The sequence below is a fragment of the Archaeoglobaceae archaeon genome (genome assembly GCA_038734275.1).
GTDB lineage: Archaea > Halobacteriota > Archaeoglobi > Archaeoglobales > Archaeoglobaceae > WYZ-LMO2.
On the sequence record JAVYOO010000001.1, the window covers coordinates 58,826 to 83,704 of the forward strand.

Consider the following 24,879-nt stretch of genomic DNA (forward strand, 5'->3'; position numbering starts at 1 on the left):
TAATCGAAAAAATTAAATATCCTAAAATTTAGTTTTGTTATGAGTTCTTTTGGCAAAGTAAAATGGATCGCCTTTTTGATTGTTTTAATTTCCGCTATTCAACTCTCCAGTGCTGCTGGCTGGATAAGAATAAATCCAATAGAAGGAACAGTTGGGTCGAATTTCTGGGTCAGGGGTGGTGGTTTCGTTCCCGATTCGAAAGTTGGATTAATGTTTGGTGATCAGATTATTGGGATTATCACTACAGATCGAAGTGGGAGTATCTCAGTCAGATTAGAAGTTCCTGAAATTTCCTGTGGAAAGCATAAAGTTTTAGCGATTGATGAAGTTAAAAACAATGCTTATGTGTTTTTCAATGTAACTCCGAAAATAACGAGGGTATACCCAAATGATGGTAGACCGGGTTCAGCTATTACAATTACAGGCAAAGGTTTCTCTGCGAATTCGAATATTAAGGTTAGGTTTGTAAACCTTTTTGAGATTACGGGAATGCTCCAAGAAAATATAATATCTGAGAAAATGGCTAGAACCAACGAGAAGGGCACTTTCGAGATAAAATTTGAGATTCCCGAAGTTAACCCGGGTTACTATCTAATCTATGCCTATGACCCAGATTGCGGTATTGAGACAGGATATACAAATTTTGAGGTGTTAGAACCGAAGTCAACACCAACTCCTACACCGACGCCAAAGACACCAAAAACGACACCAGTGCAAAATGAATTAGCACAGCCAAGTGAAGCTGGAGAAACTGCACCTCAGACAACTCCAAAAACTCCTACAACAAAAACAACGAAGTCAACTCCGGGATTTGAAGCTCTAATTGCAATCGGCGGTATTGCTACAGCTATTCTGGTTTCAATAAGACGCAAGTGATTTAGCTCCAAATTTCGATTTTTATTTTAAAAACAGCAATGATAAGTGTTAAATATCGCTAAACATCATTTTTGTTATGAAGTTCCCAAAAATAATTAAATGGTTCTTGTTCGTATGTTTGACAGTCCTAATGGTTTATTCTGCAAGTGCTGTGATACCGTCACCCTCTATTGAAATAAAACCTGTTAGCGGGACTGTTGGCAGTTCTGTGAGCATAAAAGGAGAGGGTTTCTCCATGGATTCAGAAATCAGGATTTATTGGGAAGATAAGCTATTAGCCACGAGTAAAACGAGCTCGAAAGGTTCGTTCTCAGCTTCTATAAGCGTTCCACAAGTCCCTTGCGGTTATTATAAGATTACAGCAGTGGATGAGGTAAAATACAATGCTTACGCTACCTTTAGAGTAACACCGAAGATAACAAAGATTTCAACTACGAAAGGAGTTCCTGGGACAATTGTGACCATTTCGGGTAATGGTTTCTCGGCAAATTCCGATGTTGATATAAGATTTGTTGATCCCTTCAACGAAACTTGGATATTGTCACAAATGCGTATTCAGTCGAACAACTCTGGAGTCATTCAGGTTAACTTTGAAATCCCACAGGTTTCAGCAGGCGATTACAGAATATTTGCGATAGACTTAAAAACTGGACTTAAGACAGATTACACCAAATTTACTGTAGAGGCGCCAAAAACAACCGCAACCCCAACTCCTGCCACTACACAACCACAAGATCAGAACAAAACGAATCAGACAAAACCAACCACAACTCCAAAGACAACTCCTAAAACTCCAGTAACTTATTCACCAAAGTCAACTCCGGGATTTGAAGCTCTAATTGCAATCGGCGGTATTGCTACAGCTATTCTTGTTTCAAGAAGACACAGATAACTTCATTTTTTATTTCTTTATCTATAATCCTGCCTTGCTCGGATTGGTCTCTTCGCAAAATATTTAAATATCGCCCATAAACTCTTTTTCCATAGCGGTGATGAAATGTTCAAGCACATAGTGAGAATTGCAGACACGGATCTTGATGGGAACAGAAATGTGGTTCATGCTCTAACTGGCATACCCGGGATTGGCATAAGGATGGCAAGGAGTATTGTTAACGAACTTGGAATTGATGGCAAAAGAAAACTTGGAACCCTTGAAGATGAGGAGATAGCAAAAATCAGGCGTCTGATTGAAGAAGAGATTGAGAAATTCCCTAGTTGGATGCTAAATAGGCGTGCAGACCTTTATACAGGCAAAAATCTGCATTTGCTCTCAAAAGACGTAAACTTTGGCAGAATGCTCGACATAGAAAGACTGATGAGGATCAGATGCTACCGCGGTGTTAGACATGCGAAAGGCAAGAAGGTTAGAGGGCAAAGAACAAGATCCACAGGTAGAAAGGGAAGAACAGTCGGAGTGATTAGGAAGAAATCTTAAAAGGTGATCGTATGGGGGATCCTAAGAAAAATAGAAAATGCTATGTGACTCCTGTTCGTCCTTGGGATAGACATAGATTGGAAAGAGACAATCAGCTTGTAATAAATTACGGTTTAAGAAATAAAAGAGAGCTATGGAGATTTCAGAACATCTTGAGAAAATATAGGAGGGTTGCAAGGGATCTTTTAGGCAAGATAAACCTTCCAGGAAGAGAAGGAGAGATCGCAAAGGCCAAAGCTCAGGCTGTGATAAAGAAATTACAAAAATATGGAATATTAAATGAGAATTCTACTCTTGATGATGTCCTTGGGCTTTCAGTGGAGAATTTCCTTGAAAGAAGGCTTCAAACTGTAGTTTACAGGCAAGGATTAGCCAAAACAATAAAACAGGCAAGACAAATGATCGTTCATGGACATATTGAAGTGGATGGCAGGAAGGTTACCTCCCCCAGCTTTATCGTTTTGCGTGATCTTGAAAAGAAGATTGGAGTGAGGGTGAAGGAGAATGCCTGAGAAAGAGAAAATTAGATGGGGAATCGCGCACATTTACTCTTCCTATAATAACACAATCATAACGATAACTGATATTACCGGTTCTGAAATAATAGCAAGGGTCAGCGGAGGAATGATCGTAAAGGCTGCCAGAGATGAAGGTAATCCATACACTGCAATGCAGGGAGCCTTGAGGGCTGCAAGTATAGCGATGGAAAAGGGGATAAATGCTGTGCATGTAAAGGTTCGAGCACCTGGAGGTAGCAGGTCAAAAATCCCGGGCCCGGGAGCGCAGGCTGCTATTAGAGCACTTGCGAGAGCAGGACTTAGAATAGGTAGAATTGAAGATGTTACTCCGATACCGCACGATGGAACTCGACCACCAGGCGGTAGAAGAGGTAGGCGAGTTTAATGCCGAAAATTGAAATTGTCAGCGAGAATGAGAATAGGATTATTTTTAAACTTCTCGATGCATCTCCAGCCTTAGCTAATTCTATAAGAAGGGCAATGAAGTCTCTTGTTCCTGTTTTGGCGATAGACTATGTTGATTTTTATGTGAATTCGAGCAATTTTTACGACGAGATGATCGCTCACAGGCTTGCAATGCTCCCAATTAAAACAGACCTTACAAGATTTAACCTTCGAGAGAAGTGCAGTTGCGAAGGAGTAGGTTGCCCAAACTGTCAGATCTCATTTAGATTAAACGTGGAAGGACCAAGAGTTGTTTATGCAAGGGATTTTATAAGCGATGATCCCGCGGTTCACTTTGCATTTGGTGACATTCCGGTCCTTGAGCTATTTAATGGACAACAGTTGATGATCGAGGCAGTAGCAAGGCTCGGAATAGGAAAAGAGCATTCCAAGTTCCAGCCGGTATCTGCTTGTTTTTACAGAGTAATTCCAAGAATAGAAATTAACGAAAAATGTAGTGCTTGCAAAGATTGCATTTCTGCATGCCCAAGAAAGGTTTTTGAGGAGCATAATGGTAAAATTATCGCTAAAAATTTGGACAAATGCTCTTTTTGTATGGAATGTGTGAAAATTTGCGAACCCGGGGCAATCAGAGTAATTGAAACCAATGACTTCCTGTTTTTTGCAGAAGGAACAGGTGCTTTGCCGATTAGAGAGGTTTTATCGAGAGCAATAGCGATTCTTAAAGAAAAGGCGGAGAATTTCAACAAGCTTCTATCTGAAATAGATGTTTAGGATCATTCCTGCAGTCGATCTAAAAGACGGAAAAGTTGTTCGGCTTAGACAGGGGAGAGAAGAGGAAATAACGTTTTCAGCAGAAAATCCCGTTAAGATTGCAAAAAAATGGATTGAAAAAGGTGCTAAAGCGCTCCATGTTGTGGATCTCGACGGAGCTTTTCGCGGAAAACTTAGGCATGAGGAGATAATTACGGACATAATCTCCTTGGGAGCAGAAGTTCAGGTTGGTGGTGGAATAAGAAGCTTTGAAATCGCGGAAAGACTGCTTGAGCTTGGAGCGAGTAGAGTTATATTCGGCACTTTGGCTGTGGAGAGAGTTGAGGAGGTTAAAGAGTTCTCCAAAAAATGGAAAGGGAGGGTAATGATTGCGGTTGATGTGAGAGAAGGGAAGGTAACGGTGAGGGGCTGGAAAGAGAAGACATTACTGGAACCTCTGGATTTCATTCGGCGTTATGAAGATGTTGAGGTTTCATTCTTATACACAAACATTGATGTAGAAGGACTCGTTTCTGGAATAGAAAGAGAGAAAATGCTTTTTTTGAAAACTATGAGCAAACCATTTTACGTAGCGGGAGGAATTTCATCTTTAGAAGACATAGAATTTGTTAAAAAACTCAGAGCGAGAGGAGTGATACTCGGCTCTGCACTATACACGGGAAAGATTAAATTAGAAGATGCACTCAAATTTGAACATGAAGAGGGTAAGTAGGAAAACCAATGAGACTGAAGTGCAGATAATCTTTGATTCTCAAAAGACGGAGATAAGCACGGGTATCCCGTTCTTTGACCACATGTTAGAAACCGTTTCGAAACATTCGGGGTTTAAAATGGAAGTGAAAGCCTCAGGACTCGATAGGCACCATGTGATCGAAGATGTTGCAATTTGTCTGGGCAAAAGCATTTCAGAGATAGATAAGAAGGGCATAGAGAGGTTTGGTAATGCTATCGTTCCGATGGATGAGGCTGTAGCAATCTGTGGCCTTGATTTCAGTGGCAGGGGTGTTTTTGTATTTGATGGAGAGTTGAAGGATTGTGAAATAAAAGCAGAAGACTTTTTACACTTCTTCGACACACTCTGCAGAAATTCTGGATTGAATATTTACATGATGGTCAAAGGTAAGAATTCGCATCACATGATGGAGAGTGCATTTAAGGCATTTGGCATTGCCTTAAAACAGGCCTTAGCCAAGACTGGAACAGAATTCAGGAGTGCTAAGGGTGTTCTTGATTGATTGTCTGCCAGAATCTTAGCAAGAAATTCGGAGACCACTTTGCCCTTCGGGAAATATCCTTTTCTGGTGAAGGAAAGATAGGCGTATTTGGGTATAACGGAGCAGGAAAGTCGACACTTGCAAAAATAATAGCCGGAATTCTGAAACCAAGTTCTGGAAAGATTGAAGTTTTTGGGCTTGAGCCAAGCAAGAGCCCAGAAATAAGAAGAAAAATTGGTGTTGTAACACACAATCCTATGCTTTACAGAGAGCTCACTGTCATGGAGAATCTCGAGTTCTACGCTAAACTTTACAATTCCGAGGACTGGAGGGTTGTGGTAAAAAAGTTGAGATTGAACGAAATTTTAAACCATAGAATTTCAGAACTTTCAAGAGGTTTCACTCAGCGTGTTGCGATAGCAAGAGCACTAATATGTGATCCAAAGATTTTGATTTTAGATGAGGCTTTTTCAGGACTTGATGTGGAGAGCAGGGAGATATTGGTAAGAATAATACAGGAATTCAATGGTCTTCTTGTCTTTTCAACACACAACTTTGAAGATGCAGAATTCTGTGACAGTTTTTTAGTGCTGGAAAATGGGAGGCTAAAATACTTTGGGGATAGTTATGAAAAAGCCATCGAGTCTTTATCTACTCACTGAACTCGTAAAAAAAGATCTGAAGATCGAGTTAAGGAGCAAATCGAGTCTAAACCAAATGTTAATCTTTGCTCTAACAGTAGCGTTTCTTTTTAGCCATTCTCTGGACACAAAAAGTTTTTTTTCACAGGTAATTCTTCTTTTAATTATCTTTACCTCAATTGCAGGAATATCTGTCTCTGTTCTCAGGGAATTTGATCTTGAGACGATTGAGGGTCTAAAGGCTTCACCGTTAACGAGTTCTCAGATAATGACAGCAAAAATGACTTCGAACTTTATCCTTGTTTTAATTCTTTCTTCAGTAATTTATCCTGTTTGCTATGGTCTTTTCAATCTCGAGGGTGAGTTCCTTTTAACCTTGGGTGTCATATTAATTGCGATTATGCCAATTTCTGGCGTAATAACTATTCTTGCACCTTTATCTACAAATTCAAAGAGTAGGGAAATGCTTCTTCTTGCAATGATTTTTCCGATAATTTTCCCGGTTCTTATGCCCGCAGTAAAATCGATATCTCTGGCATACGTGGGAATTATCGACTCCATGAGTCTCTTATTTATGCTTTCTTATGCGGGCATAATTTACACTTTATCTCTCTTGCTTTCAGATTATCTCTTCTAATCTAAAAGGATTTTTATACCATCCGTATAGTGTTTTTCGATGGCACTTGATGCTTTGAAGGACATAGCAAGGAAAATCATGGGTTCCACTTCCATAGACAAGAAATTCGTCGAGGAAATGGTAAGGGATATCCAGAGAGCTCTGATAAAGGCAGATGTTAACGTTAAGCAGGTGAAAGAGATAAGCGAAGCGATAAAGAAAAGAGCTCTGAGTGAAGAAGTTCCTGAATTCTTTGATGCAAGAGAACATGTCCTCAGGATTGTTTATGAAGAACTGCTCAAAGGAGTTGGTGAGGGTCTTGAAATTCCGCTTAAAAAAGCAAGAATTATGCTTGTTGGACTTCAGGGAAGTGGTAAGACCACAACAGCAGTAAAGCTTGCCAAATTCTTTAGAGATAGAGGAATGAAAACCGCCGTGGTAGCAGGAGATACATGGAGACCTGCTGCTTATGAGCAGTTAAAACAGCTTGCGGATGCAAATTCCATAGCCTTTTATGGTGAAAAGGGCAGAAATGCTGTTGAAGTAGTTAAAAAAGCTTTGGAGAACGCAAAAGAAGAAGTTATAATTATCGACACTGCTGGTAGGCATGCACTTGAAAAGGAACTCATCGATGAGATGATTGCAATTTCAAAAGTTGCAAATCCGGATTACAAGTTTCTTGTGCTCGATGCTGCAATTGGACAGCTCGCAAGCAAACAGGCAAAGGCTTTTCACGATGCGATTGGAATAGACGGAATAATTATCACAAAATTCGATGGGACTGCAAAAGGTGGTGGAGCCTTAAGCGCTGCGAGAGAGATAGGAATACCCATAGCATTCATAGGAACGGGGGAAAAGGTGGAGGATTTTGAAAAGTTCGATCCGGCGAGTTTTCTATCAAGGCTTCTTGGAATGGGAGACTTAAAAACTCTGATGGAAAAAGTTGAGAGAATAGCACAAGAGGAGGAAATCGATGCAGAGGCGTTTCTAAAGGGCAACTTCACTTTAAAGGACATTTACAAACAAATTGAGGCGATGAACAAACTTGGACCACTCAGAAAAGTGTTGGAAATGATTCCTGTTTTTGGATTAGGAGTTGATGATCAGACTGCGGAGATGACACAGGAAAAGATGAAGAGATTCAAGGTAATTATGGATTCAATGACAGAAGAGGAACTTTTGAATCCAAAGATCATAGACAGTTCTAGGATCAGGAGGATCGCAATTGGTAGTGGAACCTCACAACAGGAAGTTAAGGAACTGTTAAAGTATTATGAAACAGTAAAAAGTGTAATGAAGAAGATGAAGAAGAAAAAACTACCAATGAAGGGATTAAAGTTTGGAATATGAAAGCCGGCATCGACGAGGCGGGAAAGGGTTGTGTTATTGGACCATTGGTGGTTGCAGGTGTAGCATGTGATAACGAAGAATATCTGAAAAGCATAGGAGTTAAAGATTCAAAAAAGTTGAGCCAGAAAAGACGAGAAGAGCTGGCAGAAAAAATTCGAAAAGTTGCGAGGGTTGAAGTTGTCAAAATACCTGCTGAAAAGCTTGACAAGATGATGGAAACGAAAACGATAAACGAAATCCTTAAGGATTGCTATGCTGAAATAATTAAAAAGCTAAATCCTCAAATTGCTCTTGTTGACAGTCCAGATGTTAAACCCGAAAGACTTGCAAATCAGTTAAAGGAAATGACGAGCATAGATGTAATTGCGGAGCATAAAGCGGACGAAAAATACGTTCTTGTCTCTTCTGCATCGATTATAGCAAAAGTTGAAAGAGAAAAAGAGATAGAAAGACTAAAAAAGACTTTTGGAGACTTTGGAAGCGGATATGCAAGTGATCCAAAGACGATAGCCTATTTAAAGCAGTTAAATGAAATGCCTTCGTTTGTCAGAAAAAAATGGAAAACCATAGAGAGACTATATCAACGATCGTTAGAGGATTTTAATGATTAGTGAATTGGAGGGGTAAAAATCTAATGTAAATTTCTTTGATCTAAAGTAAAGAAAATTTTATATGCAAATTCGGCTTTTCAATTGCTTCAAATGCAACGTTGGCGTAATCTTTTTGTAAAAGAAGAGGAGTTAATTCTGGTGGTTTAATGATTCTCGGAAAAACAGCTGAGACTGTGCTCAGAAAGAGATACTTATTGAAAAATGAGAATGGAGAGATAGTTGAAACTCCAGAGCAAATGTGTTGGAGAGTTGCGAATGCCATCGCATGTGCAGAAGAAAATTACGGTAGCGATTCGAGGTATTGGGCTAAAAAGTTTTTCGAGATGATGTGGAATCAAGAATTTATGCCTAATTCTCCAACTTTGATGAATGCCGGGACTCCTTTAGGGCAACTGTCCGCATGTTTCGTCTTACCAGTTGAAGACAGTATAGATGGAATTTTTAAGGCATTATGGGACATGGCAAGAGTTCAAAAAAGTGGAGGAGGCACAGGATTTAGTTTTTCAAGACTTAGACCTAAAGGAGATCTCGTCAAGAGCACCATGGGTGTTGCGAGTGGGCCGGTGAGTTTTATGAAAATATTCGATGCAGCTACTGAACAAATAAAGCAGGGAGGGAGGAGAAGAGGAGCCAACATGGGTATTTTGCGTTGCGATCATCCCGACATTGAGGAGTTTATAAAAGCAAAATGGGAAGAAGGGGTGCTCCGAAATTTCAACATAAGTGTGGCCATTACAGATAAATTCATGTCTGCATTGAAGAAAGACGAGGACTATGAGCTTGTAAACCCAAGAACCGGAGAAGTTGTGAAAAAAGTTTCTGCAAGAAAGATATTCAACATGATTGTAGAAGGAGCCTGGAGAAATGGAGAACCCGGTATCGTGTTTATTGACGAAATAAACCGTCACAATCCAACTCCGCATGTTGGAATGATTGAAGCCACGAATCCTTGTGGAGAACAGCCTTTGCTACCCTATGAGTCGTGCAATCTCGGAAGTATAAATCTTGCAAAGTTCGTTAAAGGAGAGGATTTTGACTGGGACAGGCTTAAAGAAGTAGTTTGGACTGCAACGAGATTTCTTGACAATGTGATTGATGTGAACTGTTATCCAATTCCAGAAATAGAGGAAATGACTAAAGCAAATAGAAAAATCGGGCTTGGGGTCATGGGCTGGGCAGACGCACTTTTTATGCTTGGAATTCCTTATGACAGCGAAAAGGCAATAAATCTAGCAGAAAAAGTTATGAGTTTCATTCAAAGCGAGTCTCATAAAGCTTCACAGGCCTTGGCAGAGGAACGTGGGGTATTTCCGAACTGGAAGGGAAGCACATGGGAAAAGAAGGGGATAAAGATAAGGAATGCAACCACCACTACAATTGCTCCTACAGGGACAATAAGCATAATAGCTAACTGTAGTAGTGGAATTGAGCCAGTATTTGCTTTAGCTTACAGGAGAGCGAATATACTCGATGGAGAGGAATTCTTCGAGACGAATCCTGTATTTGAAGCGGTATTGAGAAAAAGAGGATTATACAGTTCAGAGTTAATTGAAAAAGTAGCTGAAACGGGCAGCATTCAGAAGCTTAACCTTCCCGATGATATGAAGAGAGTATTCAAATGTGCGCTAGAAATAGCTCCGGAATGGCATGTTAGAATGCAGGCAGCTTTTCAGAAGTATACGGACAATGCGGTCAGTAAGACTATTAATCTTCCAAACTCTGCAACTCGTTCTGACGTCGAAAGAGCATTTTTGCTCGCTTATGAGCTGAAATGCAAGGGTATAACAGTTTACAGAGATGGAAGCAGGGAGGAACAGGTCTTAATGCTTAAAAAAGCTGAAAAAGAGAAGGAGAAAGTTAGAAGACCATCAAAATTCATAGAACCACGCCCAAGACCGAGAGTCACTGAGGGAAGAACGATTGAAACCAAGACGGGCTGTGGTTCGCTTTATGTTACGATCAATGAGGACAGCGAAGGAATTGCCGAGGTATTTGTTCAGCTTGGAAAAAGTGGAGGATGCTCCGCTTCGCAAACCGAAGCTATTGGAAGACTTTTAAGCGTTGCATTACGAAGCTGGATAAATCCGGAAGTGCTGATCAAGCAGTTAAAAGGGATTCGATGCCCCTCTATAGGCTTTGACAACGGTGAAATAATAACGAGCTGTGCAGACGGAGTAGCAAAAGTCCTTGAAAAATGGTTAAAGGGCGAATATAAGAAGATAAAGTTTGGTGTTGAAGGTATAAAGCCGTTAACAGAATTTGCTGGGGAGATAGCGGAAGAAGAGGGAAAGACAAAGATGATCGGTGGTGTTTGTCCAGAATGTGGCAATGTGCTCGAATATGGAGAAGGTTGTGCGACATGTAGATTTTGTGGCTTTACCAAGTGCGGATAGATTTTATCATTAATACAAATTTTTGTATGAAAAAGTGCTAAACTTAAAGTAATTCGTTATCTTTAGAAAAATTCGGTATCTTTATATACGTCTTAATCGATTATAGATGTTATGAATGTCTATAATCTGAATCAAAATCGTGAAGAACTGTTTGAAATTCTCTTGCAAAAATCTTTAGTAGGAAATTTTATAATTCAAGATGAAAGGCTCGTCTATTTCAACGAGGCAGTTGAAAAGGTGACTGGCTACACTTTTGAGGAGCTGAAAAATTTAAATCCCTTTGAAATTGTTCACCTAGAAGATAGAAGCGTAGTTTATCAGAAGTATGTTTCGAGGATAAACCGAATCAAAGAAGATGAAACATATAGCTTCAGAATAATCACCAAAGATGGAGCAGTTCGATGGATTACCGCAAGGGCATTGGGGATTAATTATAAGGGCAAACCAGGTGTTGCAGTAAATGCGATGGACACAACACATTTAATTGAACTTACTGAAGAGTTAAGAAAAAAGAACGAGTTGCTATCTCATCTCTCGAGTATTTTGAGGCACGATATTCTTGGTGATGTAGCTATAATCAGTGCTGCGATAGAATTGAGAGATGAAAATATGCTTCAGACAGCTTTTGAGAGGATAAAAAAGATAAGGGAGAAAATTGAAGACATCAAAAAACTTGAGGAAGAAATGGGAGAATTAAAGATAGTTAACGCAGTAGAAATGGCTCGCTATGCTGTTGAAAAATATAGCAGAGAGGCTAATATAGTTTTTAGGTATGAAAATGTGTTCGTGATGGCAAATGAGTCTTTAAAATCAGCAATTGAGAACATAGTTAATAATGCGATTGTTCACAATCCCGAAGGGGTTAAAATAGAAATTGATGTTTTTAGAGACGGTAAAGATTGCGTTGTGAGAGTTTCGGATAACGGAGTAGGCATAGATTGTGAGATTAAGAAAAAACTGTTTTCTGAGAGAATATCGACGAGAAAAGGAGGAGGGTTGGGACTTCTAATAGTAAAAAAGATTGTTGAAACATTTAGGGGTTCGATAAGGGTTTATGACAATAAGCCCCAAGGCACGGTATTTGAAATTCGGATTCCGTGTGTTTGGTTTTAAAATTCAACTTATAGATAATACTATTTGTTAAATTATTGGGCAAATTTCATATTACCTTTTGTTATAAAAAATTCTGATATTAACTTTAAAAAAGCTTATATGTGATCTGATTCAGGGAAGAGTGGTGGTAAGATGGTTCTTGAATTTAGAAAGGGAGCAATATTTGTAGATGAGTTAAAGAATGTCAGTATCAAAATAGGGGAAATCACCGAAGAAGAGGAGGAATGGGCGCCAATGGGTCCAACGCCGTTTCCGCAGATCGATACGCTTCGAGACTGGGATTTTACATTACTAAAACGCTACAAACCTTTCTACGCTCCTTATTGCGACATGTGTTGCCTTTGCACGATGGGCAAATGCGATCTGACGGAGAACAAACACGGTGCCTGTGGAATAAACCTTGAAGCTCAAACTGGCAGAATTGTGGCTGCTGCTGTCGCAATAGGCACAGCATGCCATACTGGACATGCGAGACACATGCTTCACGACATTGAGCATATAACTGGAAAGAAGCTCGAGGAGATTCCAGTTGATCTTGGTCCAGAGATAAGCGAGGTTGCCCCATTAACGCAATTGATCACGGGAATAAAGCCAAAAACCCTCGCAGATTTAGAAAGAGCTTTGAGATACGTTGAGGAACAAATCACTCAGGTCATGGATTCGATTCACACGGGACAGGAAGGTAGTTATCTCGACTTTGAGTCAAAAGCCTTCCATCTCGGGATGATGGATGCTCTCGGCAAAGAAATCGCAGACATTGCACAAATCTGCGCATTTAATTTGCCAAAGGGAGAAAGCAACCAGCCTCTGATCGACGTTGGAATGGGAACTTTGGACAGAAACAAAGCAATTGTGCTCGTTATTGGACACCACGCTCCTCCGGCGTTCAACATCGCAGACTACATAGAGAACAACAAGCTTGGCGACGAGGTTGAGCTCGCTGGAATCTGCTGCACTGCCCATGACACGAGCAGATACTGGCCAAAGGCTAAGATCGCAGGCTCGTTAGGGAGACAGCTGAAAGTCGTTAGAGCAGGAATTGCGGACGTTATCGTTATAGATGAGCAGTGCATCAGGGCAGACATTCTATACCACGCTGGAAAGCTTGGAATTCCAGTAATATGCACAAACGCAAAGGCGATGCATGGTTTGCCGAACATGACGAAGAAGGATCCAAAGGAAGTGATCAAATACCTTCTCGAAGGAAACCCCGGCGTTGTTGTGCTTGATCCGCTTAAAGTTGGCGAGATTGCGGTTGAGGTTGCAAGGGCAAGAAGGAAAAAACGTGGAGAAATAAAGCCGGTGCTTACCGAAGAGCAGTTCATGAACTATGCAAAATCCTGCACGCAGTGTGGAACTTGCACGATTGCATGCCCAGAGAAGATTCGCATCGGCGAAGCGATGGAAGCTGCAGAGAAGGGCAACAGAAAGGAGCTTGAAGAGAAGTGGGATGTCTGCATTGCCTGTGGAAGATGTGAACAGGTTTGCCCAAAGAAGATCCCGATCATAGACATGTATAACTACGCAGCTTGGAACAGAATATTGAACGAGAAGGGCAAGGTTAGAAGGGGCAGAGGTCCAGTCAGGGATTCAGAGATTCGCAACGTTGGAGCTCCAATTGTTCTCGGAACTATCCCTGGAGTCATCGCAATTGTTGGCTGCAGCAATTATCCAAATGGAACAAGGGATGCCTACACGATAATGAACGAATTTGCCTCACGCAATTACATTGTCGTAACTACTGGATGCATGGCAATGGACGCTGGACTTTACAAGGATGAGGAAGGAAAAACAATTTACGAGAAGTATCCCGACGATTTCAATGGCGGTTGCGTTGCGAACCTTGGCAGTTGTGTGAGCAACGCTCATATTCATGGGGCTGCAATAAAGGTTGCAAGAATCTTCGCAATGAGAAACATAAGAGCGAATTTTGAAGAGATTGCGGACTACATCCTCAACCGCGTAGGTGCTTGCGGAGTTGCTTGGGGCGCTTACTCGCAAAAGGCTGCAAGCATTGCTACTGGCGTTAATCGCCTTGGAGTGCCGGTAGTCGTTGGGCCTCATGGAAGCAAATACCGCAGAGCATTCCTTGGTCGCCCGTATAACGACGAGGACTGGATGGTCTACGATGTTAGGAGTGGTCAAAAAGTCCGCGTTGAGCCCGCTCCACAAGATCTGCTTGTTGCAGCAGAGACGGTTGAAGAGGCAATTCCACTCATTGCAAAGCTATGCTTCCGCCCCAACGACACGGACAGAGGAAGATCAATGAAGCTCACGCACTACATCGATCTGAGCCTTAAGTATTTGGGCAGAATGCCAGACGACTGGCATCTATACGTAAGGACTGAAAGCGATCTGCCGTTGGCGAAGAGAGAAGAACTTCTGAAGGAGCTTGAGGAGAAGCATGGCTGGAAGATCGACTGGAGCAGAAAGAAGATTGTCGAAGGGCCAATAAGACCATACCATGCGGGATTCAACCCAACTTGCGTTGAAAGATTGTTCAAGGAAGGCTTCTCAAGCCTTGCAAAGAAGTGAGGTGGTGAAAATGCCCAAAACATATGAACAGCCATTTGATGCGGCAAACATCCCTGGACCAAAGATGGCAATGCTACTTGAGAAGGGAAGGCCGGTAGCGATGGCGGTAAAGAAGGCAAAGCATCCACTGCTGATCGTTGGCCCCGACATAACTCCTGCGATGATCGAAAGAGTGAAGAAATTCGCTGAGAAAGGTGTGACGATTGTTGCAACTGGCAATGCAATAACGAAGCTTACTCAAGCAGGAATCAATGCGAAATACGCTGTTTTGCATGAGCTTACGCAATTTTTGCTTGATCCGAACTGGAAAGGCTTCGATGGCAAAGGAAACTACGACGTTGTGCTCATGATGGGCACAATCTACTATCATGGCTCGCAAATGCTTGCGGCGATCAAGAACTTCGCTCCGCACATAAGGGCGATTGCCATAGACCGCTATTATCATCCAAACGCGGCGATGAGCTTTGGAAACCTCTGGAGGAAGGAGGAGGAATACTTGGCCCTACTCGATGAAATTGTAGCAGATCTATAAATTTTTATTAATTCTTTAAATTTTTACAGTTTGCCTACATAAAGCCCCGCTGTAGCATTTGCAGATCAAGCGAAGATTGCCTTTACTACGTGATCTACGAGAAAGAGAAGCAAAAAAGGGGAAGAAGTCAGCCTCCGAGACCGATCGTTTTTATTCCGCCATTCTTTGCTGAGCATGTTGAGGGCAGGGGAGAAATAGACGTCGAGATAGCGCTCTTTGGCGATTTCTATCGCTTTTTACCCCACGTGATCTATGGACTGCGTTTTCTCGGCAAACTTGGCTTGAATTCGAACAGCAAATACGAAGTTGTGAGCATAAGAGATGTTTTGAGCGGAAAGGAAATTTATGACGGCGAAAAAGTGAGCGTTGAGGGACTTAAAACCGTAGATCTCGGCGAATTGAATCCAAAAAAGCTCGAAGAATTCGTTGTAAGATACCACACCCCTATAGAAGCCTCAAGACCGATAAAGCTCGAAGAACTACTGACGATGATAAGAAGAAGGCTTATTCTTTACATGAACGAATATGGCGCTGGAGAAGTTCCAGATTTCAATTGCAAGGCTGATGTTCTTGAAAATGAATGGAAAGAACACGATCTTAAGCACCATTCAAGAAGAAAAGGGAAGAGAGTTTTTCAAAGCTGTTACGGGGTTTGCTAAATACAGAGTTTATGAGGCAAACGATAATGCGATGAAATTACTCACAATTGGCGAGCTGATCGGTGCTGGAGCTAAAGCGAGCTTTGGAATGGGATTTTTTAAAATAGAAATATAAAGAGAGACTATCTTTTACCCATAAAGATTTTTAATCTCAAAGCTTCTGCTGATCATGGAAGTCGTTGTGCGTAAAAGCTATGTTTCAGGAGATTTAAAAGCTCCTCCTTCGAAGAGCTACACTCATAGAGCTTTTATTTCAGCCTCTATTTCAAAAAAGAGCGTTATTGTTAATCCTTTGCTATCAGGTGACACTCTGGCAACGCTGAGAGCTTGCAAGCAGATCGGAGCTTCATTCAGCAGAAAAGCGGAAGTTTTTGAATTTTCTGGAACTGATGAAATCCACGGTGGTTATTTCAACTTTGAAAACTCAGGCACCACTCTTAGGATCTTTACGGGTTTGCTCTCTCTCTGCCCAGATTTTAGCACACTCGACGGGGATTCTTCGCTTAGAACAAGACCAAATCGAGACCTTGTTCTTGCTTTGAAAAAACTTGGTGCTTTTGCAAAGGGAGATGAGCTTTTTAGAGCCCCATTCAAAATAAAGGGAATAATTAAGGGTGGAGAAATCGAAATAAAGGCGGAAAGCTCTCAGTTTATTTCTTCTCTCCTCTTTGCCCTAAGCTTGGCTAAAGGGGACAGCTTTTTGAAGATCTTGGCAACAAAATCTCGACCTTATATAGATCTCACAACAGACGTTCTCGAAAAAGCTGGCGTGAAGATCGAGAGAACAGCTGAGGGGTATTTCATTCCCGGAGAACAGGAGTTCCACCTTAGGAATTTTGAAGTTCCCGCAGACTTTTCTTCTGCAAGCTATCTCATTGCAGCAGGAATTCTTGCAGGAGAAGTTAAAATTGTAAACGCATTCGATTCTATGCAAGGGGACAAGAAGATCGTCGAGATCTGCAAAGAGATGGGTGCGGATGTTCGCTGGGACAAAGAAAAAGGCTTAATCGTTGCAAAGAGATCTGAGCTTTCTGCAATTAGCTTCAACGCTGGAGACACGCCAGATCTTGTTCCAACAGTTGCTGTGCTCTGTGCGGTTGCAAACGGGGTAAGCGAGATCTACAATGCGGAGCATCTTAGGATTAAGGAGATTGACCGAATTTCAGGAATTTGCAAAAATCTAAAAGCTTTAGGAGTTGACGTAGAGGAGAAGAGAGACGGTTTAAAAATTAAGGGTGGAAAAAGAGAATTCTTCGGCACAGTGGATTCATTTGGAGATCACAGAATGGCTCTGGCGTTCTCGCTACTTGGATTGCTTGGAGAAGTAAGGTGCAGAAATGCTGAAGTGGTCTCGGTTTCGTATCCGGGATTTTTTGATGACCTTAAAAAAATAGGGGCTGAATTAGATGTCTATTGACCGCTATTTGAAAAAATAAAATCAGGTATTTTTTATCTATAATCCGAGAACTGCACGATTATCGAATGCTTGTCAGCAGACCAAGCTGGCACCACAAAGGTTTCTTCTCCACCAGTTCGAGATTTCACCATTAAGCTAATTGTTCCCTTTGCTGGCACAACAAGATCAGCTGCGGACATGAATGGGAGTATTGAAAATCTAACCACTTCTTTATCAAGCTCGCTTTTTCCATCCGCTCCCCTATCAAAGACCCACAGACCATTCACCGCTTTAGAAATCGGACATATCTTTTCTGTGCAGACATTCACATTGTTTACGTAGACTTCATCGACTCCACCAATTTCTTCGTCAAACTCGCCTATCATCTCCTTATATCTGACTAAAAGCAGTCCAGAAGTTTCTTTTGCCTTCGAAGAAAGTCTTTCTGGCAGAATCAGTAGCTCTATGTCCAATGGGAACACAGAAGCTAAGAACCTCACCCAACTGTCGTTTCTAAGGAATTCTGCTCTGTAATAATGGTAGGTAATTGGACTCAGGTCTTTGTATAGAACAAACTCGTATTTCTGTCCCTTCTTCAGATTAAAAGGTCCAAATGCTCCGTCATTTAGCCTAACAGATTTGATTGGATAAGCTGTTAGCCTTTTTCCGTTGCTATCAATAGGATAGATCGCAAGCCAGCCAGAAACTTTTCCATTTGTCGCAAAGGCTAAGAACTTTCCTTGCACCTTTACGTAGTCTCCATTCTGAGGCAAAATCTCCGCTGTTGCTGGTTCGTAGCCGTTTATGAATTTAAACATCTCAACAAAAGTCTGTGGGGCTGTGCATACCTGCACATGAGTCATGTTGTTAAAGTAAACGTTCTCTGCTCCATAAATCTCCTTTTGATCTGGTGAAATTCCAAATGAAAGGCTCTTTGGATTTCCGAAGATTGCAAGCGTCGGAATGCCTTGAGGTGCATTAACCCCGAAAATACCATCAAGTAGGATTAGGTGTGCAACTTTCGAAGCTCTCTCTGGAGATGAGTTGACATATCGCATCAGCAATGAGGTTCCCATTGAATGTCCAACGAGGTCAACCTTATCTTTTCCACTTTCAGCCAGCGTTTTATTTATCAGCTCGTCTAATCTGCCAAAGACTTCCCCGATAACTTTATCTCTTGGCTTCTTGAGGATCTCATTTAGAGTTTCTGGGTCAATAATTTCGGTAAGATTAATGCCGAGTTCTCCACCTAAACCGCTCATCAACAAGTCTGTTTCCACTACAAGTGCCCAGATTATGGTGTCATACTCGAATACTTTAATGTAGCTTTCTGGATATCCATTCGAGGTAAATCGCAACGCTTGGCTTTCAAACTGCGCTCCAGAACCAGCAAGACCGTGCACAAAGATCAAGGGTCTGAAGTCTTCTGCAGTTGCAGTCTGAACTAACAAAAACACACACGCGATTACCAACAGCACCCGTTTCATATTGGAATCATCATAATTCAATATATAAGTTTTACTGAGACAACATGTATAACAATTATAATTATAATGTTCGGCTTATCCAGTTTTGTTTAGCCCAATTGAAAAAATAGATAAAAAAGGTTAATCCCTTCTTCTAAGCAGGTAAAAAACTGCTATCAGTGCAGCGATTGCAAAGATCGACTCAAATCCAGGAATGAAAGCCTTTGGAGTCGCTGTTGGGGTTACTGTTGGTGTCACCATTGTGGAATCAGGATCAAATCCTGGAGCACAGTCGGGATCAACCTTGTCATCTTTCACACCATCGCAGTTGTCGTCAGCAATCCCAGTTTCGCAGTCCTCAGGGCAATTTGCATAACTTTCGCCTTTCTCGCAAACTCCATTTGCGTTGCACAAAATTTTAATCGTTGTAGGAGCGCTTTCAAAGACGTTGCCAAACTCGTCAGCAATCGTTGCTGGAGAGAAGCTTATAGCCCCGGGAATTGAAGCTTTTATATGATAAACGATCTCTTTGCTACTCTTCGCTGGAACGCTCAAAGACCAGCCATAGTAGGGCAGTTTAAACGCCTGGTATTTAACAAATTTCACTTCAATCGGATCTGGGTATTCCAGTCCCGCAACATGGAATTCGGTGACAAAAACCTTCATCTCTGAATTTTCGCCATTGGTGATCCGCAGTTTAATCTCGACCAATTCATTAGCTTTGGCTTCTGGCTCGTGTATTCTTGCAATTGACATGTTCGTCTGCTTTACCACAATCGTGCCCTCTTCGATTTCTTCTCGAATTGTAACGTTCTCCTTCGGAACATTCGGAGGCAACTGATCTTCGAGCGGTTTAATGGCTAAAGCTGTTGCCATGCTGAGCAAAGCAATTAAAATTATAGCCAATATTTTCATCTGCTCACCCCCTCACAGCTGTAGATCTGACTGTTTGGCGGACAATTGCTCACACTCTCGGAATAATAGTCGTTGGAGCAACCTTCGTCCATATTCTTGCAGTAATCATACCACGCCACCAAATGCCCCGTTGAGTTGTAAATTGCTGGAAAGCCGGTGCCGCCGTAAACCCCACCGCCATTGTTTCCGACTGTATCAACGTAATGCCACTTCGTCTCTCCCGGGAACTTTACGAGATTGTAGCCATGACCATCACCGTTCACCGAGAATACTTCGTCTTTGCTGTAGCCGAGCCTTCGCAAGAGTGTTGTTAGAGCAAATGAATAATCGACGCAAGTGCCAGTCGAGAGCAAATTTATGCTTGCATGTGCTGGAACGTCTGCAGCGCTGTCGCTGTTCTTTCTGAAGTCCGTGTCAGATTTCCAGTAACCATGTTTTCCATACTTGCCAAAGATCCATGCATCATAGTATTCGCACCTATGCCCACCCATCATAAAGTCTGGTCGTGCTCCATAGGGACCCGCACAGCTTGCAGAGGTTCCCATTTCCCATGCGGTAGGCTTAACTTTCCACTTTGGACAATTTTCAGCAGTTGGATCTCCATAGCACGAGAATTCGCCATCAAAATACCCCTGCATGTAAACCGCTCCATAACCAAGGCTCTGAATTGCATAAAATCCAAGACATTTCTTGAAAGAAATCGCGGTTGTGGCGACATTTATTCCAGACTTGTCTCTCGCGTACTGGCAAGCGCTTATCTTTCCGCTTTCTCTGTTAGTTCCAGCAAAGATCGTTGCAAAATTCGAGTTCTCGCAACAGGCTATTGCATCGTCAACAATGTAGTCCAAGCCTGGGTGGCAGACTTCAACGATTGCACACGAATCGTCTTCAGTGTTCATACCTATAGTTGGTCCTTCATCTGTTGGCCAGTGCGTTGTGCAAGGCGAATCGTTTGGCGCCCACTTGGCTCCTGTTCTGCAGTTACCACATGGCGGGCAAAGGCTTCCACCGCAATCTACGCCAGTTTCATCTCCATCCCTTACTCCATTGCGACAGCTGAATACGAAGTTCCAGGTTACGGTTAAGCAGTTGTTCAGCTCTCCTGAAGGCGGTGGAGTAATTTCGTCCACCTGATTGTTCGCATCAGCACAAATTTGAACTCGATTTTCCTTGAAAGTTGGAGTCCACCTGACTGCAAAAGTCCTTGTTAAAGATTCCCCGTTGTTCAATCCCGGAACGTTGTCGCTTGAGATTAACTGTCCATTAATCCAGATTTTTGTCTGTGAAGCCCCACAGGCTACGTTACCCTGATTTGTTATTGTATAGCTTATAGAAAGATCCCTCGTTGAGCTTGGCGGAGAGTAATGCACTTCTGTTATTACAAGATCTGGCTTTATAACTGGAGTTGGTGGCAAGCAATCCCAAACGTCTGTGTGGATATTATTAGTTTCGTTTATCTCTGCTATTTCATTGGCGTAATCTGCAACCAGTCTAATTATGTCTTGCGAGTCTTCACAGCGAGATCGATCATATCTCCATGTAGTGAACTCTTCAAGCTTGGATTCCATTGGAGCCAATCTTTCGACGGAATCTGTGGCTATGAGATGCCAGGTCTCATTAAAAACTCCAACAGTAAAGTTGCATGCATATCCACTGCCACGGTTCGTAATTCTGTATTCGAGCTTGTAAACCCATTGCCTAAGCATAGTCCATCTTGTGTAATCGATAACAAGATCTGGTGTTCCAGTGCTTGGTGAGACGAAGCAGTTGAAAGACTTGAGCAAAGCGTTGTTATCTTCGTTCCACTCGCTCACCAGCCTTTGATAGTCAACATAAACTTCAATAACATCGCTTGCTCCAGAACAAGTGCCGAAATAAGTAAACGCCCCCTCATAACTTTCCCCGGGAGCAAGTATTGGAAGACTTCGTGTTGCAACCAATGTGCCGTCGATGTAAAGGCCTGCTTCAGCGCTAGCACTCGCGTTACCCTTATTCGTAACTCTAAACTTTATGTTGTTCTCGTAATCTCTGTTCTTGCAATAATAAATGCTCTCATTTTCCTGCCAGAAATCGACAACTACAAAATCTGGCTTTACTATGGTTGTGGGACAGCTATAGATGCGCAGATACTTGTTATTTGCCTCATTGAGCTCATCCACAACGTTTTGAGCATCTGCTTTTGCAACGAACTCGTCTGAGCTTCCTGAGCAGGTTCCATTGTAAGCAACTCTTTCAACTCTTACTTCGCTGGCATTCAGAGGGGCGATGCTGTGCTCAGCGACCTTTATGCTATCTATGTAAATCTCTGTCGTGCTCGCTCCTGCGGTAGCGTTGCCAATATTCTGGATCGTGTATCTAATCTCTGTGTAAACTCCTTCAACATCTCCATAGCCCCAGACGTCTAAAATAACGAGATCGGGTTTTCCAGATGGGGTTGTAGGGGTGGTTGGAGTTGGAGTGGTAGGTGTTGGAGTAATGGAGGGCTTTTCAAAGCAATACTTCGGATTCTGGTAGCTGTCATAACCGCATACAATCTGCTCATTTCTGCAGTAAACGTAGCCAAGCTTTTTGGCTTCATCCTGGGTTAGGCAACTGCAGTTCACGGGACAAGAAGGAGTAGTGGTTACTGGGAGCTGATAACAATACATCGGATTCTTGAACTGGTCGTATCCGCAGAGGATTTTCTCTTTCTGACAATAAGCGTATCCAAGCTTTTTGGCATTTTCTTCAGTTAAACAGGTGCATCCCTCTGGACAGACTGCTGATAAAGCACTCGGAATCGTGAGAATCAGTAGAATCATTCCAACCAATACACCAATACCAAAATTTTTTTTCATGATTGATTTTCGCTCTTTTAGTATATATTTTTTCCTCTGTCTACTTTTATGGTAAAAATAATAAACTTAAATTTTAACAACACTCTCACAACATCTTTGTCGAACTCAGCAAAATCTCAGCAATGTCCTTAACCTCAAGATCTGAACCCTCGTCTTTCACAGCATCCTCAAACATTGCTTTGCAGATTGGACAAGCAACCGCAAGAATTTCCGCCCCAGTATTCAGAGCTTCTCTAACCCTGAGCCTTGCGGGACTTTCAGAGCCACTAAGCAGATCGAAAACGAAGTTCCCGCTTCCACCGCCGCAACAGAAGGAATTCTCTTTGTTTCTTTTCATCTCCACAAGCTTTAACCCCGGAATGCTTTTCAGAATTTTCCTTGGCTCTGAGTAGATCCCATTGTGTCTACCAAGGAAGCAGGGATCATGGTAAGTAACCGTGAGATCAAGCTCTGAAAGTTTTAGCTTTCCTTTTTGAATTAGCTCGAGCAAAAGCTGTGTGAAATGGAGCACCTCGAAATCTCTGTCTGGGTATTTCTTCATTGCATTGAACGCATGCGGTGAGATCGTTATGACTTTCTTAACTCCGAGCTCCTTGAATTTCTGTGTGTTCTTGGAAGCCAATTCCTGAAACAACCCCAATTCGCCGAGCATATACGCTTCGTTTCCATCACACTCCTCTTCGTTGCCGAGAGTGCCAAATGAGAGTCCAGCGACCTTAAAAAGCTCTATAACGTTTTTAGCCATCTTTTGCCCCCTCTCCTCATAAGCACATTCGCAACCAATGTAGAGAAGATCCCCCTCGCCCTCGAATTTATTCAGATCCAACCATGACGCTCTTTGAGCTCTTGGCAAACCCCATGGATTTCCATGCTTGGCTATATTCTCAAGAAAATCTCTAACCTTAGGCGGTGCTAAGCCCTTCTCGATTGCCGAGCTCTTTGCAGAAGTGATCCAGTCAACGATCTCGTCCTTAAACCTCATTTTGCACTGTTCAGCACAATTTTTGCATGCAACGCATGAGAAAAGGATCTTTGCAAAATTCTCTGACCATGTCAATTCACCGTTCAACCAAGCCCTTATCAGCCACAATCTACCTCCCGGAGAGAAACTCTCGAACCTGAATTTAGCATACGAAGGACAGTTGTAGTCGACAAAGTCGCTCGGTAGCTTGCACCAGCCACATCTGAAGCATCTGTGCAATTCCATGCTCATAATTCCACCTCCCAGTTGCCGGGATTCATGATCTTGTTTGGATCAAGAAGTTCTCTGATCCTTTTTATAAGCTCAACTGAATTTTTGTCCATTCTCTCGAGGATCAACTTCTGCTCTTCCGCTCCGGGCTTCCATGGAACACCTCCAATTTCAAGCGTTGCAACGTATGAGTCGAAAAGAGCTCTCTTAGCTTTCTCCATACTCTCCAAATCCGCTCTGTTGAATGGATAGGCAAATGCAAACATCATGCAGTGCCCCCTACCGATCACTCTCCCCGTGTGAGCAAATGTTACCCCATTTCTCTCAGCGATCTCAAAAAGTTTCTTTAAAGCTTCAGGAAATTTTTCTATGGGTATTATTGCCCCACAGTAAACGAATCCACCACCCTTTAGTATGTCCGCACTCCTCGTTAAGCTCGACATTGGCTTTTCAAGGAGTCCGACTTTCATATCTGGGGTTAATGCCATAAATCCACCCTCTTTTGCCTTTATGAGATCACTCAAACTGCTCCAAATTAGCCTCCGCTTGAATTCAAGCTCCTCTTCGGTGTCGCCAGTCAGATAAATGCCGATCATGATCGTTCCCTGAAACATGAGCGGATAGGGCTGGGCTACAGTTGTGATGTCTTCAGCCATCTCCGTATGGGTAACGCGGTAAATTACCTCAGAGACAAGCTTTGGATCCTCCAATACGAATAGCTCAACATCTCTTAGCTTCTTTTTTGGGTATAGTCTCAAACCGACCTTCGTTATAACACCTGTTGTTCCAAACCAGCCAAGGAAGAGCCCCGCCAAATAAGGCAAAGGCTCAATAGAGAACCAGTAAGGGCTCAGAGAGCATGAGCCAATTCTGCAGATCTCACCATTTGGTAGAACAACTTCAAGTCCTGAGATCATTGAAGAGTTGAAGCCGTAAGCTTGCGTTAAATTCCCCTGCCCATGAATTACAAGATTTCCAACTACTGTCGCTGAAGGAGGTGCTTCTGGGAGAGAATGACAGAGATCTGGTGCATTTTCTTCAAGAAAAGCCTGAAGCTTCCCTTGCGTGACTCCTGCTTCGAGCACAACATACCTGCCTTTTCGGTTTAGCTCCAAAATTCTGTCCATTCTCCTCATGTCGATCACAATGCCACCCTTTTGCGGAATCGTGAGCCCTGAAAGGCTTAGCGAGGCTCCCGCTGGAACAACATGGATTTTCTCCTTGTTTGCAAGCTGTATGATCTTCTGAACCTCCTCAACAGTCCTCGGCATTACGACGTAATCTGGAAAACGTGGCTCCGAAAGTCCAGAGTCTCGAGAATAGATATAAAGTTCTTCCTTTCGGTTTGAAACGAATTCCTCACCAACGATCTCAGCCAGAGCTTTATAGATCTTATCCATA

Annotated in this window: 23 protein-coding genes; 17 read left to right on the top strand and 6 right to left on the bottom strand. The window is 42.3% G+C overall.

Features of this window, described 5'->3' with window-relative positions; translation table 11 throughout:
* Nucleotides 1-39: 39 nt before the first annotated feature.
* From QXI54_00335 to QXI54_00375, 9 genes are all read left to right on the top strand, one after another.
* Nucleotides 40-876, top strand: a complete 837-nt coding sequence (locus QXI54_00335; protein ID MEM0301601.1) for an IPT/TIG domain-containing protein — start codon at nucleotides 40-42, stop codon at nucleotides 874-876.
* Between the two features lie 76 nt (nucleotides 877-952).
* On the top strand, nucleotides 953-1,768 hold the full coding sequence (locus QXI54_00340) for an IPT/TIG domain-containing protein (GenBank protein MEM0301602.1): 816 nt from the start codon (nucleotides 953-955) through the stop codon (nucleotides 1,766-1,768).
* Nucleotides 1,769-1,873: 105 nt separating this feature from the next.
* Nucleotides 1,874-2,311, top strand: coding sequence for a 30S ribosomal protein S13 (locus tag QXI54_00345; GenBank protein MEM0301603.1), 438 nt, complete (start codon nucleotides 1,874-1,876; stop codon nucleotides 2,309-2,311).
* Nucleotides 2,312-2,322: 11 nt separating this feature from the next.
* Nucleotides 2,323-2,823 carry a 30S ribosomal protein S4 gene (gene rpsD / locus QXI54_00350; protein ID MEM0301604.1) on the top strand — a complete coding sequence of 167 codons (501 nt, stop codon included), beginning with the start codon at nucleotides 2,323-2,325 and terminating at the stop codon, nucleotides 2,821-2,823.
* Nucleotides 2,816-3,214, top strand: coding sequence for a 30S ribosomal protein S11 (locus QXI54_00355; protein MEM0301605.1), 399 nt, complete (start codon nucleotides 2,816-2,818; stop codon nucleotides 3,212-3,214). Before rpsD ends, QXI54_00355 begins: the two co-directional genes overlap by 8 nt.
* On the top strand, nucleotides 3,214-4,008 hold the full coding sequence (locus tag QXI54_00360; GenBank protein MEM0301606.1) for a DNA-directed RNA polymerase subunit D: 795 nt from the start codon (nucleotides 3,214-3,216) through the stop codon (nucleotides 4,006-4,008). Before QXI54_00355 ends, QXI54_00360 begins: the two co-directional genes overlap by 1 nt.
* The gene (hisA, locus tag QXI54_00365; protein MEM0301607.1) at nucleotides 4,001-4,720 is read left to right on the top strand and encodes a 1-(5-phosphoribosyl)-5-[(5-phosphoribosylamino)methylideneamino]imidazole-4-carboxamide isomerase; all 720 of its coding nucleotides are present in this window, start codon (nucleotides 4,001-4,003) and stop codon (nucleotides 4,718-4,720) included. Before QXI54_00360 ends, hisA begins: the two co-directional genes overlap by 8 nt.
* Nucleotides 4,704-5,243, top strand: coding sequence for an imidazoleglycerol-phosphate dehydratase (locus tag QXI54_00370; protein MEM0301608.1), 540 nt, complete (start codon nucleotides 4,704-4,706; stop codon nucleotides 5,241-5,243). Before hisA ends, QXI54_00370 begins: the two co-directional genes overlap by 17 nt.
* A complete protein-coding gene (locus QXI54_00375; protein MEM0301609.1) occupies nucleotides 5,240-5,884 on the top strand; it encodes an ABC transporter ATP-binding protein in 645 nt (214 codons plus the stop codon). The genes QXI54_00370 and QXI54_00375 overlap by 4 nt, the downstream gene beginning before the upstream one ends.
* A gap of 315 nt (nucleotides 5,885-6,199) precedes the next feature.
* Here the strand turns inward: QXI54_00375 and QXI54_00380 are convergent, their stop codons facing one another.
* Entirely contained in the window at nucleotides 6,200-6,424 is a 225-nt protein-coding gene (locus QXI54_00380) for a hypothetical protein (protein ID MEM0301610.1), read from the bottom strand.
* 115 nt (nucleotides 6,425-6,539) lie between these two features.
* On the opposite strand from QXI54_00380, the gene QXI54_00385 reads away from it, so the two are divergent.
* The 8 genes from QXI54_00385 to aroA all read left to right on the top strand — a co-directional run bounded on the left by QXI54_00385 (nucleotide 6,540) and on the right by aroA (nucleotide 17,089).
* Nucleotides 6,540-7,829: a signal recognition particle protein Srp54 gene (locus QXI54_00385; protein ID MEM0301611.1), complete on the top strand. Its 1,290-nt coding sequence runs from the start codon at nucleotides 6,540-6,542 to the stop codon at nucleotides 7,827-7,829.
* The gene (gene rnhB / locus QXI54_00390; protein ID MEM0301612.1) at nucleotides 7,826-8,440 is read left to right on the top strand and encodes a ribonuclease HII; all 615 of its coding nucleotides are present in this window, start codon (nucleotides 7,826-7,828) and stop codon (nucleotides 8,438-8,440) included. Before QXI54_00385 ends, rnhB begins: the two co-directional genes overlap by 4 nt.
* Nucleotides 8,441-8,586: 146 nt before the next feature.
* The gene (locus QXI54_00395) at nucleotides 8,587-10,833 is read left to right on the top strand and encodes a vitamin B12-dependent ribonucleotide reductase (GenBank protein MEM0301613.1); all 2,247 of its coding nucleotides are present in this window, start codon (nucleotides 8,587-8,589) and stop codon (nucleotides 10,831-10,833) included.
* Nucleotides 10,834-10,944: 111 nt separating this feature from the next.
* The gene (locus tag QXI54_00400; GenBank protein MEM0301614.1) at nucleotides 10,945-11,946 is read left to right on the top strand and encodes an ATP-binding protein; all 1,002 of its coding nucleotides are present in this window, start codon (nucleotides 10,945-10,947) and stop codon (nucleotides 11,944-11,946) included.
* Nucleotides 11,947-12,078: 132 nt separating this feature from the next.
* Complete coding sequence (gene cdhA / locus QXI54_00405) at nucleotides 12,079-14,481, top strand: CO dehydrogenase/acetyl-CoA synthase complex subunit alpha (GenBank protein MEM0301615.1); 2,403 nt, start codon at nucleotides 12,079-12,081, stop codon at nucleotides 14,479-14,481.
* 10 nt (nucleotides 14,482-14,491) lie between these two features.
* Entirely contained in the window at nucleotides 14,492-15,013 is a 522-nt protein-coding gene (gene cdhB / locus QXI54_00410; protein MEM0301616.1) for a CO dehydrogenase/acetyl-CoA synthase complex subunit epsilon, read from the top strand.
* Between the two features lie 89 nt (nucleotides 15,014-15,102).
* Complete coding sequence (locus QXI54_00415) at nucleotides 15,103-15,672, top strand: hypothetical protein (GenBank protein MEM0301617.1); 570 nt, start codon at nucleotides 15,103-15,105, stop codon at nucleotides 15,670-15,672.
* A 169-nt stretch (nucleotides 15,673-15,841) separates the two neighbouring features.
* Nucleotides 15,842-17,089, top strand: a complete 1,248-nt coding sequence (aroA, locus tag QXI54_00420; protein ID MEM0301618.1) for a 3-phosphoshikimate 1-carboxyvinyltransferase — start codon at nucleotides 15,842-15,844, stop codon at nucleotides 17,087-17,089.
* A 32-nt stretch (nucleotides 17,090-17,121) separates the two neighbouring features.
* Here the strand turns inward: aroA and QXI54_00425 are convergent, their stop codons facing one another.
* The 5 genes from QXI54_00425 to QXI54_00445 form a co-directional block, all read right to left on the bottom strand.
* Entirely contained in the window at nucleotides 17,122-18,555 is a 1,434-nt protein-coding gene (locus QXI54_00425; protein ID MEM0301619.1) for a hypothetical protein, read from the bottom strand.
* Nucleotides 18,556-18,675: 120 nt separating this feature from the next.
* A complete protein-coding gene (locus QXI54_00430) occupies nucleotides 18,676-19,449 on the bottom strand; it encodes a PGF-CTERM sorting domain-containing protein (protein MEM0301620.1) in 774 nt (257 codons plus the stop codon).
* Nucleotides 19,446-22,286, bottom strand: a complete 2,841-nt coding sequence (locus QXI54_00435; protein ID MEM0301621.1) for a CARDB domain-containing protein — start codon at nucleotides 22,284-22,286, stop codon at nucleotides 19,446-19,448. The genes QXI54_00430 and QXI54_00435 overlap by 4 nt, the downstream gene beginning before the upstream one ends.
* A gap of 85 nt (nucleotides 22,287-22,371) precedes the next feature.
* Nucleotides 22,372-23,499, bottom strand: coding sequence for a (Fe-S)-binding protein (locus QXI54_00440; GenBank protein ID MEM0301622.1), 1,128 nt, complete (start codon nucleotides 23,497-23,499; stop codon nucleotides 22,372-22,374).
* Entirely contained in the window at nucleotides 23,496-24,878 is a 1,383-nt protein-coding gene (locus tag QXI54_00445) for an FAD-binding oxidoreductase (protein ID MEM0301623.1), read from the bottom strand. Before QXI54_00445 ends, QXI54_00440 begins: the two co-directional genes overlap by 4 nt.
* Between the last annotated feature and the right edge of the window lies 1 nt (nucleotide 24,879).